The sequence below is a fragment of the uncultured Pedobacter sp. genome, assembly GCF_913776295.1.
Classification (GTDB): domain Bacteria; phylum Bacteroidota; class Bacteroidia; order Sphingobacteriales; family Sphingobacteriaceae; genus Pedobacter.
Genome location: NZ_CAJYOJ010000071.1, coordinates 40739 through 56282, shown reverse-complemented (window position 1 = coordinate 56282; position 15544 = coordinate 40739). Strand labels below are relative to the sequence as shown.

Sequence of the window (15544 nt, the reverse complement as noted above, 5' to 3'; positions counted from 1 at the left end):
CATTGAAAGCCTTTACGTACTATAAACAGCCCGACCAAATGGATTGTGGACCGACATGCCTCCGCATGATCGCCAAGCACTACGGAAAAAACTTTACCCTACAGAGACTAAGGGAAATCAGCGGTATCAACAGAGAGGGGGTTTCCATGTTGGGTATTAGTGAGGCAGGGGAAAAAATAGGATTTCGTACATTTGGTAGTAAGCTTACCCTGGAACAGCTACAAGAGGCAGAATTGCCTACTGTATTACATTGGAACCAAAACCATTTTGTAGTTTTATATCGAATCAAGAACAAGAGCTATTACATTGCCGACCCAGCAAAGGGTTTGATCAAGTATACCGAAGCAGAATTTAAAAAACATTGGGTAAGTACCAGAAAAGAAGACAATGAACAGGGTATTGCACTGATACTCTCGCCCACGCCAAATTTTTACGATCAAGAAGGCGATAAAAATGAAGGGATTAATTTCAGCTTTTTGTTAAGGTACCTATATCGCTACAAACAATTGATAGGACAATTATTTGCTGGCTTAGGCGTAGGTACATTATTGCAGTTAATCGTGCCATTTCTTACCCAATCAATAGTGGATATTGGCATTAATACTAAAAATCTTAATTTTATCTATATTGTACTGCTGGCTCAAACCATGTTGTTTTTAGGTCGACTAAGCGTAGATTTTATTCGTTCATGGATATTGCTACATATAAGTACACGAATCAACATTTCCATCCTTACAGATTTTCTAATCAAGTTGATGAGGTTGCCTATGAGTTTCTTCGACACGAAGATGACAGGCGACATTATGCAACGGATGAACGATCAACAACGGATAGAAAGCTTTTTAACCGGATCAACGTTGAACACCATCTTTTCCATGTTCAATTTGGTTGTTTTTACCATTATATTGGCTTATTACAATATTAATATTTTTATTATTTTTCTGTTCAGCAGTGTGTTGTATTCCCTCTGGGTAATGGCATTTTTAAAAAGGCGAAGGGATCTGGATTTTAAACGGTTTGATATTTCCGCGAAAAACCAGAGCAGTGTGGTGCAGCTGATTGGTGGTATGCAGGAAATCAAGCTGAACAACTGCGAACAGCAAAAGCGCTGGGAGTGGGAACGCCTTCAAGCTGGGCTATTTAAGTTCAGCATTAAAAGTCTTTCTCTTGGACAGACCCAACAGGCTGGGGCTTTTTTTATTAATGAGGGGAAAAATATCTTGATTACCTTTTTGGTAGCCAAATCAGTTATTGACGGCAATCTAACATTAGGAGGAATGATGGCAGTACAATATATTGTTGGCCAGGTAAATAGTCCTATAGAGCAGCTATTAGGATTTATCCAGTCTTTTCAGGACGCAAAAATCAGCTTGGAAAGATTAAACGAAATACATAAAATGAATGATGAGGAACCTGTGGATGAGACTTTCTTAAAGGAATTACCGAAAAACCATAGCATCAGCTTAAATAAAATCAGTTTCACTTACCCGGGTGCAGGCAATGAGCCCGTTTTAAAAGAAATAGATTTACAAATCCCGCAAGGAAAAACTACGGCAATTGTGGGTATGAGTGGAAGCGGGAAAACAACCATTTTAAAGTTACTTCTTCGTTTCTATATTCCTCAAAAGGGCGATATTAAAGTTGGAACGGGTCAGTTAAATCAGATTGGCTTTGGTTTTTGGCGTAAACAGTGTGGAACGGTCATGCAGGATGGGTTTATATTTTCGGATACAATCGCAAAAAATATAGCCGTAGCAGACGAATATCCAGATGATCAAAAACTTCGTCATGCTATAAAGATCGCTAATATAGAAGATCTTATTGAGTCTTTACCATTGGGCATTAATACTATTATTGGTGCAGAAGGAAATGGCATCAGCGCGGGTCAAAGACAAAGAATACTTATTGCCCGTGCAGTTTATAAAGATCCAGCATATATCTTTTTTGACGAAGCTACCAATGCACTTGATGCTAATAACGAAAGTATTATTATGGATAACTTGAACGACTTTTTTGAAGGACGTACAGTAGTTGTTGTAGCGCACAGGTTGAGTACGGTAAAAAATGCTCATAAAATAGTTGTTGTTGATAAAGGGATGATCATTGAACAGGGAACACACCTTGAGTTAATAAAAGCAAGGGGTATATATTATAACTTGGTTAAAAACCAGCTAGAGTTAGGGAACTAATCAATACTAATTAACTTATCAACATTTTTGAAAGTATAAACTGAATCTTCTATAACTAAATTAAATCCAATAATGCCACTGCCACCCAATGCATATAGCCATAGCGATGAGGTCAACGATATTATCACCGCTGTACCCTCATGGATTTTGAGACGTGGCATAGCTTTGATCTTTATCGTATTATTATCTATTATACTGCTGTCAGCGCTCATCCGTTATCCTGATGTGGTGAAAACAACTTTAAAAGTAAGTTCGCTCAATGCCCCGAAAGAGGTTATTTCTCATCAGGCGGGTAAATTAATCAAAATCCTGGTTAAGGACGATCAGATTGTTAAAAACCATGCTCCTCTTGCATTTATTGAAAGCACTGCTAGCCATGAAGACGTAATATTACTTGCTGAAAAACTTAATGCACTACGTAAAAAAGTAGGTTTAGGTCTGCCTATCAAAACACTTGATTTTACAACTAATGGACTTAATCTTGGTGAACTACAAGGAAGTTTTCAAGTGTTTTACCAGCAATATGTTGAGTTCGCAAGCACGCAGCATGGGGGTTTTTATCTTAACCAAAAAGAATATTTGCAAAAAGATCTTAAGGAAATAAAAAAGCTTCAGCAGCTTATCCTTCAACAAAAAAAAATACAAGAACAGGAGTTTGCAAATTTTGCTGAAGAATATGAGGCCTATAAAAAGCTAAAGAGTAAGAATGTTATATCTCAGAGTGAGTTTAAACAACAGGAAAATAAATATTTATCAGGGAAATATCCTCTGCAACAAACGGCAACTGCGTTGCTCAACAACAGTAGTGCATACTTAGCCAAACAAAAAGAGTTGGCTGCTTTGGAAAATACGATTAGAGAGCAACAGGGCAAATTTTTACAATCACTCAACACTATTGTCAATGAAACGCAAAGTTGGCTCATGAAGTATGTAGTAAGAGCAAATACGGCGGGACGGGTTAGCTACGTTGGAATTTTACAGGAAAACCAAAATGTAGCAATTAATCAGCCTCTTTTTATTGTTAATCCTGGAAACAATAGTTTTTTTGGGGAGGTCCAGATACCACAATACAATATGGGCAAGGTACACTCTGGACAAAAAGTACTGATTAAACTAAAAAGCTATCCTTTTGAAGAATTTGGGATGATCAAAGGGCGTGTGACTTATATTACCGACTTCGCGCTGAAAGATAGTGTATTTTTAGCAAAGATTGAGTTCGGTAAATTGGAACAAAAAGACAGTGAACATAAAATTAGGTTGAAGCCCGGGATGACAGCCGATGCTGAGATTCTTACAAGAGAAAGCTCATTATTGCAAAGATTTGCAAGAAATATGGTAAAGATTTTTGACCAGGGTAGATAGTGTAAATGGAATTTGATAGGCCATTTTTAAGATAATTTTGTTTGAAGGATCTACAATGGGTAGCTTATTTAGATGGGAAATTTGAGATTATGTCATCTGAAGCCAAGGGAACCAGCATTAATATCGAAATGAATATCTGCTCTTAAATACCATCTTTCACTTACTGTGAGCATAAAATTCTAATTATCCCAATGAATTACGTATCTCTATAGTAATTTTCTCTTGTGTCATGCCATTATCCATACTCATTAGGCAACTGTAGTAAGAAGTAAGCCCTGCAGAATCCTTTGCTTGCTTCTTACTTAAAAACGATATACAAACTACCCCAGCTGTTCTGGCATGCCGTTCGGGTCCATCCATACATATTCCCAATGGTGGCCGTCCAAGTCATCAAAACCGTGCTGGTACATAAAGCCATAATCTGTGGCCGGATTAGGGACGGTAGCCCCTGCAGCTACAGCTTTATCTATCATTTCATTAACTGCATCTTTACTTTCTGCGGATATGGCAATAGAGGTTTCTATGGCTTTGTGGGCATCTATGATTTCTTTTTCGGTAAAGGTTTGGAAAAAGCTTCTGGTGAGCAGCATCACGTAAATGGTATCGCTGATGACCATGCAGGTTGCTTTTTCGTTGGTAAATTGCGCGTTGAAAGTATAACCAAGTTTGGTAAAAATGCTACTGATCGGTCTAGGTTATTAACTGCCAGGTTTACAAAGATTTGGGTTGCCATTTTCTTTTTTTTTATTTTAGTTATCCAAAGATACAATGGTTATGTGTGGGGGTTCATGTGCAAAAACGACAAGTTAAGGGGTTAAATGAGACGATTTGCATGACGCCTGACCATTTGACCACTCTGAGTGGGCAGTTATTCCAAATAATACATTAATGCTTTGTAATTTTTTTATCTTTATCCTGGCTTTGATATCAGCTTTTGATTATTTGCCTATTATATTTCTAACCCATTTATTGCTCATGAAACGAATTTTGCCTGTTTTAACCCTCCTGCTTCCATTTTCTGTTTTTGCTCAAAATAAACTGCCAGTGATAAAGGCAAATGCAGGTCAGGCAAAAATTTATGAAGGACATGATGCCATGTCACGCTGGTATATCAATCCCAAAGTGAAACCTGACGTTTTTACTACGGGCAAGTTGACAAAATCTAAAAAGATAACATTCAAAACAGATGTCGATTCGATTGTTTTTAACGTCATCCCCGGGCAAAAAAAGGAGTTTATTGTTTTGTTAAACGGGAAAGATTCTTGTCTCACACAAATCGCCGCTCCTGTACTCAAAAACTTTAGTAAAGTTTTGCCTCAAATTCACGATTCGATACCTTTTTTTGTAAACAGATACAATACGAACTTTTTACCCATCATTTTCAACGGTACAGATTCGCTGATCATGAATTTTGATTCGGGTGCAAATGATATCGATCTTACCCATGCTGCTCTGGCAACAAAAGTGAAATCGAAGCCAAAGCTTTACCATACCGATTATGATATCAAAATTGGAAGCCATACCTACAAAAGCAAAATTTATGATATTGAATTGGCTGGGAATGAAACCGATGGTTTATTAGGCTGGGATATGTTTGATGGTATGATTGTAGCTTTGGATTATGATCAGAATAAAATGATGGTACATTCTGCCATGCCAAAGGACATTTTACAGGATAAAGGATATACCAGATTTAAGATCACCTATATCAAAAACAAACCCTTTATAGAAAGTGAAATATCACAAAACGGAATCAAAAATAAAAGCTTGTTTTTCTTCGATTTAGGTTATCAACGCACGGTTATGCTTGATCATGATCTGCTGCAGGAAATGAAGTTTCCAGCCGGGGAAATGGAAGTGATCAAAAAAGTAATGATGCATGGGGTAAACGGCAATGAAGTGCCGGTAACTACGGTAAAACTTCAAAATCTAAAAATCGGTAATTTTGAACTGAAAAATGTGCCGGCTCAGGTGATGGAACAAAACAAACCTATGCCAGGTACTAACGTTCATTACCTTGGCAACGATATTCTAAAAAGATTCAATACGGTTTTTGATTTTCAGAACAATGTCATCTATTTAAAGCCAAATCATCTGTACAATACTGCATATGCAGATCAAAAGAGTTAATATCATTTGTTTTTTTGCCGCAAAGTACACAGGGACGACGCAAAGCAAGCAATTTCAGGGCCGAAGGTAAAAGGCTTTAAGTCTATCATCCATTTTACGCATCTCAACATTTTAATTAATAAATAAATTGGATTTGTTGTACCTGATAGGCTTTCCCAAATTGCTGCGGATCGTGTACTACTGTAGCTTTAATGGCTTTCCATTTTGGGCTTTTTCCTTTTGGCGCGTTTGCTCGGATTTCCTGTGCATTTAACCAGATTTCTTCCAGTTCGTTTTGAATAGTACTGTTGGCATAAGTAAGCTTTAACTTATCCGGGATCATGTAATAATCGCTTCCTGTTTTGCTCAATCTTATTACTGGTCCGCCGGGTACATATGAAGTAATCAACTGCACGGTAAAAGATTCATTTCCTTTATACTGCTCCTTGCTCAGGGTCTTTTCGAAAACAAAATAGTATTCAGGTCCATCCTGCAAAGGCACTTCGTCGCGATTGAATTTCGCTTTAACACGGTAAGTATAACCAGGTTCACGCTGGTCAAACCCCCATAGTGAAGCGCCGGCATCTAAATTTCCAGGTAATTTTAACAGCAGATCGTTATCTGCACCATAACGATGGCTAACCATTAATTCAACTTCCTGGCCATTTTTTAAGTTCAGCGGACCATATCTTTCTGATTTTTTACAAGAAGCAAATGTCAAAGCAGTACATAATAGCAATAACAGGTTTTTCATAGCGGTGTGGTGATTTAGAGGCATTGTTTCTGTAAAACGAAATGATCATGGAAAATGCTACAATATATTAATCTTTTTTATCTCTTTCTGGTATCTTGAACCTTGTTTGTTCCGCTCGGGTAATTTCGGTCATTTTATTATAGAACTAATCTTCGAAAAGTTTAGATATTTGCGGCTTCCAATAATTTAACTGATGAAGCCCTACCTGCAACTTTTCGATTTTTCAAAAAAGATAGATTACAGAACCGAAATTCTTGCCGGTTTAACGGTGGCCATGACCATGATTCCCGAATCGTTGTCCTTTGCTATTCTTGTAGGTTTTCCGCCTTTAACCGGATTGTATGCTGCTTTTATAATGGGTTTGGTTACTGCCGTTTTAGGTGGGCGGCCAGGCTTGGTATCTGGTGGGGCAGGTGCAACGGTAATCGTACTTATCGCTTTGATGAAAAGCCAGGGTATAGAATATGTTTTTGCTGCAGTGGCTTTGGCGGGGCTGATTCAGATTATGGTAGGCTTGTTAAAACTTGGCAAGTTTGTAAGGCTGGTTCCGCAGCCTGTAATGTTCGGTTTTGTTAACGGTTTAGCAGTTATTATATTCATGTCGCAGTTAGCGCAGTTTAAAACGCTTGTAAACGGCAAGGTAGAATGGTTAAGCGGAATACCTCTATATATCATGCTGACTTTGGTATTGCTTACGGTGGCCATAGTGATTATTCTGCCCAAAATTACCAAAGCCATTCCATCCTCACTTGTGGCTATTATTGTGGTTTTCCTTATTGTTTTTTGTTTTGGTATTGACACTAAATTGGTTAAAGATATTGCTTCAGTAAATGGCGGTTTTCCACCTTTTCATATTCCGAACGTGCCGCTAAATCTGGACATGCTCAAAATCATCTTCCCCTATTCGCTCATAATGGCCGGTGTGGGCTTAACAGAAGGCTTGCTGACATTAAACCTGGTTGATGAAATGACGGGAACTAAAGGTAACGGAAACAGGGAGAGCATTGCACAAGGTATTGCCAATATCACCAATGGCTTTTTCACCGGTATGGGTGGCTGTCCGATGATTGCCCAAACGTTGGTTAACCTTTCAGCTGGTGCCAGGGCAAGATTGTCGGGGATTATTGCGGCCTTAACTATTTTGGTAATCATTTTAGTGGGCGCTCCGGTAATAGATCGTGTGCCGATGGCCGCGCTGGTTGGTGTAATGATGATGGTAGCCATCGGCACTTTTGAATGGATGAGCTTTAAAGTCATCAATAAAATGCCTGTGCAGGATATCCTTATTGGTATCCTGGTGGCTGTAATCACCATTTGGCTGCATAACCTGGCGCTAGCTGTGCTCATTGGTGTAATTATTTCGGCGCTTGTTTTTGCCTGGGAAAGCGCTAAACAGATACGGGCCAATGAACATACCGATACCAGTGGTATAAAAACTTACGAGATATACGGACCATTATTTTTTGGATCGGTTACTCATTTTAATGAACTTTTTAATGTAGGCCATGATCCGAAACAAGTTATAATTGATTTTAAGCACAGTCGTGTTTTTGATATGTCGGGCATTGATGCCCTGAATAAAATAACGGAACGCTACCGCGCTGTTGACAAAAAACTTCAGTTAAAGCATTTAAGTAGCGACTGCAGGCGCTTATTGAAAAATGCTGATCAGATGATTACAGTAAATATTATAGAAGATCCAACTTACCGGGTGGCAACCGAAAAATAAATGATATAATTTTTCTTTTTAGGCATAGCCATTTTTGGTTATGTTAATTTCTTAAACAAGATATCACCATGGCTATACCGATATTCAAGCTATGGAGAAGTAATTAACCAGGTCGCTTTTCTCGGATTTTCTGTTTTTTGCTAAAACGTTTAATTATTTCAGGTAAAAAAGTAACAGAAAAATGTTCTGCATATTGTGTCTTTTGACAAAAAAAAGCCTTACACCCTGTTTTTTAAGATGTTACTTTTATAAAATATATTGATAATATTTGTTTTTTACCTGTCTGTTTGACAATTATTTTGAAAGAATTAAATATTATTGTAGCGTTTTATAAAAATTTCATAAAAATGACAGTTTGCTATTAAAACGTTTTAGCAAATTATATATTTGAATTAACCAAATACTAAATTTTATGAGAATCCCTAACTATTACTACCAAAGTATCTGTTCTTTTTATTTAAGACAATTCTTGCCGTTTCCGAAAAAATAAGTTTTAGCAATCATTTTTTTTACCAATTAAAAGATCCATTAACTATGCGATACTTATGGGCATGCCTTGCTTTTTTTGCAGCGTTTACGTTAAACGTTTTACCTAATTATGCTGCAGGCAGAAAAAAACATAAAGGCCTTACAATTAATTATTTGATCTTTCAGGATACTACTAAAATAAAGATCGTATCGCCTAAAGACTCCTTGAGGAAAGATAGTCTTGAACAGATCAGGAAAAAAACACTTTACAACAAATTATCTGGAGGTGTACAAAAAGATACCAGGGATTTAGCACTCTTTCCTGCTATTTCATTGCAACAGAATTTAAAGGGCAATTATGCCGGTCTTTATGTTCAGGAACCCTCAGGCGAACCTGGTTCAATACAGAATATGTTTATCAGGGGAGCCGCAATACCTTTATTATCCAAAAAGGATTTGTACGATGCCCAGCCTTTAGTGGTGCTTGACGGGATTCCTTTGGTACGGGAGCATCCTTTTGCCTTTGATATACAACAATTCGATTTTAATAGAATTGGTCCGGCAACTAATTTACTGGCCGGTATCGATATGAATAATATCGCGTCGGTAGAGGTGCTTAAAGATTTAGGTTCAACCTCTGTTTATGGGCCTAGAGGGGTTAATGGGGTAATTGTTTTAACCTCAAAAACAGCCGTTGGTAAATATCGCGCCATATCTTTCAATTCCTATATCGGCATGGTACAAAAACCATTTGTGAATACCATCAATGGTAAATATGAGAATGATTTCAGACAGCGCTTTTATGGTGTGTATACCACAAACGGCAGGTATTCTGACGATGAAGAGTATCCGGTATATTTAAGCGATTCACTAAACAATGTGTATAGTGGAAAATCAGACTGGACCGATTTATACTATAAAAATGCACTGGTGTATGGCATTAATTTCTCGCTTGCCGGCGGTACGGATCGGGCGAACTTTAGGTTTGCACTGGGTAATACCAAAAGCGAAGGTGTAGCCGATCAAACCGGTATCGATCGCTATAGCGCTACTTTCAATATCAATATGAAGCCAACCAAATGGTTGCTTTTTTCAACCATGATTAATGCAAACCGCTTGAACCGCGATAGAAATAAAACCTTGCGCGACCGCTTTGCACAACTTAATTATTTCCCTGATTTAAGTGCGCCGCTTCCGCCAAACAAGGATTTTTATGGCTCATATCTCGAACAGTACAAGAAAGGTTTTGATGACAATAAAACAAACTCCATTCAGGGATATGCCAAATTAGAAGGAACTTTTGGCCAGTTTAAGGTTACATCATCATTTAACGCCGATTATAGTGAGGGTTACAGAGATGTTTTTTATGCCCGGACACTCTTACAGGGAAACAGTTATGCATCCAATTACTACGGCTTTAGTCAGAGGTTAATGATGGATAACAAGGTAACCTATGATTTAAACCTGAATAAAATCCACGATTTTCATTTTGCTTTAGGGCAAACCATGCAATGGGATATTTACAAATACAGCAATGCCTACGCTTATAAAGGTGTTAACGATTATATTAAAATCAACTTGCTCGATTCTAAACCCAAAAATGATGATGGGTCAGATAACGGAGGCTATTTAACACCCGTAGCTTTTCCAAGAGAATTAACTTATCGGTTTTTAGATAAAACGGAAGATAACTTATTGTCTTTCTATGGAAAAGCCGATTATTCCTTCGCTGATAAATACTTCGTATCAGCCATATTACGTTTAGACGGCTCTTCAAACGCGCAACCCACAAGCCGTTGGTTTTATTCGCCAACTATTTCTGCGGCCTGGAACCTCAAAAATGAATTTTTGAAAGATGCCAGCCTGGTTGACGATTTGGTATTGCGTGCAAGTGTGGGTAGAATGGGACGTACATTCAGTTACGACAATTATACACAAGGACCACAGTACACAGCCTCAGTAGGCTATACCGGTAACTTAACCGTTCCGGGATATAATGCCTTTGGGGTATTAACCCGCCCTTACCAGTTCGGTTGGGTAGGTTATGGTGTGCCCTGGTCGTACTCCGATCAACTGAATGTTGGTGCTGATGTAGCGATGTTAAAAAATCGTCTGCATGTTTCTGTTGATCTTTATAGCAAAACCGATAAAAATCAATTGATTGGTATCCCTGCATATGCAGAATATGGTTATAAACAAGCCATCGAAAGTGGCATGTCTGTAAATAACATGGGCATTGATTTTACCGTAAGCGCGCAAGTCATTGCAAAAAGTAAATTCTCCTGGAATTCGGCTTTAAATTTCAATCATAATGCTAACCAATTAAAAGCATTGCCTAGAGGGTTGGATCAGTTGGTGGTGGGTAACAGGTTTTTGAAAGTTGGCCAACCGGTAGATCAGTATTGGTTACTGGAAAATAATGGCATTTATACAGCAGATGCCGATGTGCCTACGGTTAATGGACAAAAGTTAAAGTATAAAGGAATTGTTTTAAAGGCAGGTGATCCGCGCTGGAAAGATCAAAATGGAGATAACACCATTGATGATAACGATAAAGTGTTAAAAGGCCACTCCTTACCAACACTTTCAGGTGGTTTTGATAACAACTTCAGGTATGGCAACTGGAGTTTGGGTACCAGCTTCTATTTTAATCTGGGCAGGAAGCTCATTAACCAGGAAATGGCTAACCGTTTTGATTTTGTTAACCGCGAAGGTAATACCGATATCAGTTCTGTTAAAGAAATTACTTTCTGGGAGAAACGTGGTGACTACTCAAAATATCCACTTTACAATCCATGGAGTACGGTTATCCCTTATCGTGCAGATCAGGACCTCTTCCTGGAGAATGCTTCATTCTTAAAATTAAGACAGGTTTCACTGGGTTACGAACTGGGTAATTTGCTAAGTAGGAAGAGCATTAAAATCAATAGATTCTTCGTATACGGTGCAGTAAGCAATATTTTCACCATTACGCCTTATACCGGCCAGGATCCTGAACTGGTTAACTACGATGGTATTGATACCGGTTATGGTCAACCTATTCCGAGAACCTATACCCTGGGTGTTAAAATGGAGCTATAAGATGAAAACAAGAACGAACAAAACATCAAGTAAGATGAAAAATATATTTTACACACTACTGGTTTCTGTGATAACCTTTTCGAGCTGTAATAAAGCTTTAGAAACCGATTCAACCAGGGTTGTAGGTGAGAAAAATGCCTGGAATACGGTTGAGGATGCCCGATCCGGAATTTTGGGTGTATATGCGTTAACGCGTGCTGCATTATCAGATAACAATGGTCACTGGATTTATGGCGATGTCAGAACCGGAGAGTTTTTAAGTCCGAAAAGACAGGATTTAAAGGCGGTAATTGGCAATAATTTAAACGCGGCATACCCTGTAATGGAGGCTTTATCTGATTGGACAAGGTTCTATGCCATTGTAAATGGCGCCAATGTTTTCCTCGAAAACGTGGGGCATGTAAAAGAAACAGACAAACGGTACACCAGCAACAACATGACGGTTGATATTGCACAAGCCAGGTTTTTAAGGGCTTTTGCTTATTTCTACATGGTCAGGATATGGGGCGATGTTCCATTCATTACCTCATCAGATGAAGGCAAATTTACCAATAAAGCCCGCGAAAGCCAGGCCAGGATTTTAGCCTGGGCAGAACAGGAAATGTTAAAGGCAGCAGCCGATCTGCCATTTATCTACAGCGGTGGTGATGTGCAACAGCCAACAGATTATTACAATGAAAGTTCAGGAAGATGGGGCGGTGCTTTAGCTACAAAAGTTACCGTATATGCAGTTTTAGCGCATTTGGCAGCCTGGAATGGCGATTATACGAGCGTTTCTAAATATGCCAAGTTTGTAGAAGATAATTATAGCAAAAGCGCCGGCGGTTTTACAGGAAGTGCTGATTTATCGAACTCCAATGGGTTTTTCTACAATAAAAATACCAGGCAGATGTTCGGCTTCAACTCTGATTATGGTCATGTGGATGGTTCATCAACCGGGCATATTGAAGAGTTGACTTTGGCTGAACCGGTGATGACCAAGTCTGTTCCTGACATCTACCTTCCAAAAGATTCGATCCTGAAATACTTCAATCTCCCAAAAGATCAAAGGTTTGCGGTTGATACCTTAGGTCAGGCAAAATACGATGGAAGATATTTTACCAACCTCAACGGTAAGTATCCGATTTTCAGCAAAATCAAAGTAATCCAGGGTGGGGGAACAGATCCAAACTTCAGGTATTTCACCAGTGCTTTGGTTTTTACCCGCCTGGAGGATATTATTCTGCTGCGGGCTGAAGCACTATCTGTATTGGGTGATCAAAATGGGGCTTTAAACGAGTTACAGGTTGTACAGAGTAGAAGATACGATGATGTTACTACTTTACCTAATTCGACCAATACCAGCGATGTGATTAAACTCATTTTTGAAGAGCGCCATCGCGAGTTATTGGGCGAAGGCTCCCGGTGGTATGATCTGATCCGTTACAACAAAATCAAACAGAACGATGCCAGATTTATGAACCTCATTAATTCTGGTGGCATCTACTGGCCAATATCCAGAAAAATCCTTTCTCAAAACAGTTTATTAACCCAAAATGCTTACTGGCGCTAATGATTACGGATATGAAAAATTCAATAAAATATATAGGCGCATTGGCCATCTTATCGTTGCTAACACTCATCAACCAGGCCTGCAAAAAGAATGGCGGGTTTTATGATGCACCAGATCAGAATGTAACTTTTTCCGGCAATACTTATGATTATCTGAAAAGCAAACCGGGCGTTTTCGATTCACTTATTGTAGCGATTGACAGGATGGGTTTGAAAAAAACATTAACTGATAGCAATGTTACCTTATTTGCAGTTAGTAATCCTAGCTTTCAGCTGGCTTTACGGAACTTGAATACATTAAGGAAACTATCGGATAAAGATCCACTTTTTTTGGCCAATATCGATGCCGTGCAGTTAGATACCATGACCTCATATTACATTATTAGAGGTAGGAAAACAACTGATTCGTTAAAACTTCAGGATGGTTTAGACTTAAACAGCGTACGCATCGGCTATCCTATGCATGCGAGTGTAACCAAAATATCGGCTTCCGGCCAGGTTGGTGCCGGACCGGAGATTATTAATTTCGATAATACCAAAAAAAGCAAATTCGTTCGCAACTGGGCAACCAGTACCACATCATCCAATAACATTAGAACTAAAAACGGCATCGTTCATGTCATCAGTGCCGATCACGTATTTGGGTTTAATGAATTTGTTACCCGGTTAACTTTTGTGCCACCACCACCAAACCTTTATCTGGAGATCGGCGGTATATTTTCATCCAACCGTGAAAACGGGGGAGGGATAACCAGTGGTGAAAATTCGAGAAAAGTAATTGATGGTGATGACCATACCAAATTCCTCGCCGACTTACAGGGCGAATTATGGATGAGGTTTGAACTTAAAACACCTGCTGTTTCATCTGTATATACCTTAACATCTGCCAATGACGCCAACGAGAGAGATCCGAAAGCGTGGACTTATGAAGGCTCCATGGACGGCTCGAACTGGGTTGAACTGGATAGAAGGTCTAACTTCTTTTTTGAAGAAAGATATCAGCAAAAGGTATTCAGGTGTAGCAATACGGTTGCTTACAAGTTCTACCGCATTGTGATTACCGAACTCAGAAACAGCGGTACATTCCAGCTGGCTGAATTTACCATAAACAAAACGAAATAAGTGATGGGAAATAAAAACCTTAAAATAAATAGTTTGATGAGATCGATCATATATAAATATTTTGCACTCTTTTTAACTGCCGCAGCCCTTTTTAGTAGCTGTAAAAAGATTTTCAATTTACCTGATGAGAAAGATTACATCAGCAACAATGTAAATTTTAGCAATAAAATTCTGGAGCCGATCATCGGTAGAACCAATCTTATCGGTGGCTTTAACAGTGATAACTCCACCAATCCGATCACGTTTGAAATTGTAAATGTGAGGTTTGGTGATGGAAGGCCTGTGAACGATCTTTTTACAACGGCGCCAACTTATGTATGGACCGCCCCATATACGGGGCTGGAAAAAAGCCTGGCAGAAATTGAGGCAAAAAGGAAAATAGAAACTCATCCCATATTCGAAATACGTTCATCAGGCGAATTCATTTTATGGCCGTCAGCAACTAACCAGATATTAAAACCTCGTCCTACAGATAGTACCAACTTTTCTCAGGATACCCGCTTTTTTGATGTAAAGGTTAAAAATTCAGGTGGTGAGCGGCTGATCAGAGATTTTCAGATCAGACCATTCAGAGAGCGCCCTTACGAGCCATCGAATGATTTTAATGCCTATACTGGTTTGCCTGCGCCTGATCCAAAATTCCCTTTAGACAAAAACCGGAGAGATTACATCCGTCCTTATCTGACTAATGTGATTGGTGCTACGTCAAATTTAAATCTGGAGAGTAACAATGATAAAAAGGATGTGGTGGTGTACATCCGCCCGCTAGCCTCAGGTGGCAATGGCCATTCCTTACGTATCGTGGTTTTGGGCAAAGATTCTTTACCGATCGATCCGAAATTTTTTAACGAAACGGTTTGGGACAAGATGATCCATGGTTTCAACATCCAGAAAACCGACAAGTATGTTCAGTACGATGTTGCTTATCCTATTCCATTGGTAGAAATCCCTACATCTTACGCCAGGGGCGGATCGAGGGCAAAAGCCGAGCTGAGTTATTCGCGGATTGGCTTTGGAGGGACACGCACAGTAGGCAGTTTCGGCGTCGATTTCGCTATTTACAAGGCTGGCGACTGGGAAATCGTCTTTCATTTCAAAAATGAGAACCCAAAATTTGCTAACGAATAGTTGATCAATAAAGTTAATTACGATGAAAAGAAATATACTTTTATATACATT

10 protein-coding genes are annotated in these 15544 nt (G+C 38.9%); 8 read left to right on the top strand and 2 right to left on the bottom strand.

From position 1 onward, the window contains the following. Window positions 1-2: 2 nt before the first annotated feature. Window positions 3-2189, top strand: coding sequence for a peptidase domain-containing ABC transporter (locus QZ738_RS15970; RefSeq protein WP_293788734.1), 2187 nt, complete (start codon window positions 3-5; stop codon window positions 2187-2189). Between the two features lie 72 nt (window positions 2190-2261). After that, window positions 2262-3551, top strand: a complete 1290-nt coding sequence (locus tag QZ738_RS15965) for a secretion protein HlyD (RefSeq protein ID WP_293788733.1) — start codon at window positions 2262-2264, stop codon at window positions 3549-3551. Between the two features lie 320 nt (window positions 3552-3871). On the opposite strand, the gene QZ738_RS15960 is transcribed toward QZ738_RS15965, so the two are convergent. Next, entirely contained in the window at window positions 3872-4168 is a 297-nt protein-coding gene (locus QZ738_RS15960) for a glyoxalase/bleomycin resistance/extradiol dioxygenase family protein (RefSeq protein WP_293788732.1), read from the bottom strand. A gap of 358 nt (window positions 4169-4526) precedes the next feature. Between QZ738_RS15960 and QZ738_RS15955 the strand changes: the two genes are divergently transcribed. Next, complete coding sequence (locus QZ738_RS15955; protein WP_293788731.1) at window positions 4527-5681, top strand: retropepsin-like aspartic protease; 1155 nt, start codon at window positions 4527-4529, stop codon at window positions 5679-5681. Window positions 5682-5796: 115 nt separating this feature from the next. Here the strand turns inward: QZ738_RS15955 and QZ738_RS15950 are convergent, their stop codons facing one another. Next, complete coding sequence (locus tag QZ738_RS15950; protein WP_293788730.1) at window positions 5797-6414, bottom strand: hypothetical protein; 618 nt, start codon at window positions 6412-6414, stop codon at window positions 5797-5799. Window positions 6415-6607: 193 nt separating this feature from the next. Between QZ738_RS15950 and QZ738_RS15945 the strand changes: the two genes are divergently transcribed. From QZ738_RS15945 to QZ738_RS15925, 5 genes are all read left to right on the top strand, one after another. Further along, on the top strand, window positions 6608-8143 hold the full coding sequence (locus QZ738_RS15945; protein ID WP_293788729.1) for a SulP family inorganic anion transporter: 1536 nt from the start codon (window positions 6608-6610) through the stop codon (window positions 8141-8143). A 534-nt stretch (window positions 8144-8677) separates the two neighbouring features. Then, on the top strand, window positions 8678-11692 hold the full coding sequence (locus QZ738_RS15940; RefSeq protein WP_293788728.1) for a SusC/RagA family TonB-linked outer membrane protein: 3015 nt from the start codon (window positions 8678-8680) through the stop codon (window positions 11690-11692). A 34-nt stretch (window positions 11693-11726) separates the two neighbouring features. Beyond that, the gene (locus tag QZ738_RS15935) at window positions 11727-13244 is read left to right on the top strand and encodes a RagB/SusD family nutrient uptake outer membrane protein (protein WP_293788727.1); all 1518 of its coding nucleotides are present in this window, start codon (window positions 11727-11729) and stop codon (window positions 13242-13244) included. An 11-nt stretch (window positions 13245-13255) separates the two neighbouring features. Beyond that, entirely contained in the window at window positions 13256-14365 is a 1110-nt protein-coding gene (locus QZ738_RS15930; protein WP_293788726.1) for a discoidin domain-containing protein, read from the top strand. A 36-nt stretch (window positions 14366-14401) separates the two neighbouring features. Further along, window positions 14402-15493 (top strand): DUF5007 domain-containing protein, encoded by a 1092-nt coding sequence (locus QZ738_RS15925; RefSeq protein WP_293788725.1) that lies wholly within the window; start codon window positions 14402-14404, stop codon window positions 15491-15493. Window positions 15494-15544 lie beyond the last annotated feature (51 nt).

Bases quoted from the DNA above. Each gene is read 5' to 3' on its own strand.
- QZ738_RS15940 (WP_293788728.1), top strand. From the start codon at position 8,678: ATGCGATACTTATGGGCATGCCTTGCTTTTTTTGCAGCGTTTACGTTA.
- QZ738_RS15955 (WP_293788731.1), top strand. From the start codon at position 4,527: ATGAAACGAATTTTGCCTGTTTTAACCCTCCTGCTTCCATTTTCTGTT.
- QZ738_RS15950 (WP_293788730.1), bottom strand. From the start codon at position 6,414: ATGAAAAACCTGTTATTGCTATTATGTACTGCTTTGACATTTGCTTCT.
- QZ738_RS15930 (WP_293788726.1), top strand. From the start codon at position 13,256: ATGAAAAATTCAATAAAATATATAGGCGCATTGGCCATCTTATCGTTG.
- QZ738_RS15925 (WP_293788725.1), top strand. From the start codon at position 14,402: ATGAGATCGATCATATATAAATATTTTGCACTCTTTTTAACTGCCGCA.
- QZ738_RS15935 (WP_293788727.1), top strand. From the start codon at position 11,727: ATGAAAAATATATTTTACACACTACTGGTTTCTGTGATAACCTTTTCG.
- QZ738_RS15965 (WP_293788733.1), top strand. From the start codon at position 2,262: ATGCCACTGCCACCCAATGCATATAGCCATAGCGATGAGGTCAACGAT.
- QZ738_RS15945 (WP_293788729.1), top strand. From the start codon at position 6,608: ATGAAGCCCTACCTGCAACTTTTCGATTTTTCAAAAAAGATAGATTAC.
- QZ738_RS15960 (WP_293788732.1), bottom strand. From the start codon at position 4,168: ATGGTCATCAGCGATACCATTTACGTGATGCTGCTCACCAGAAGCTTT.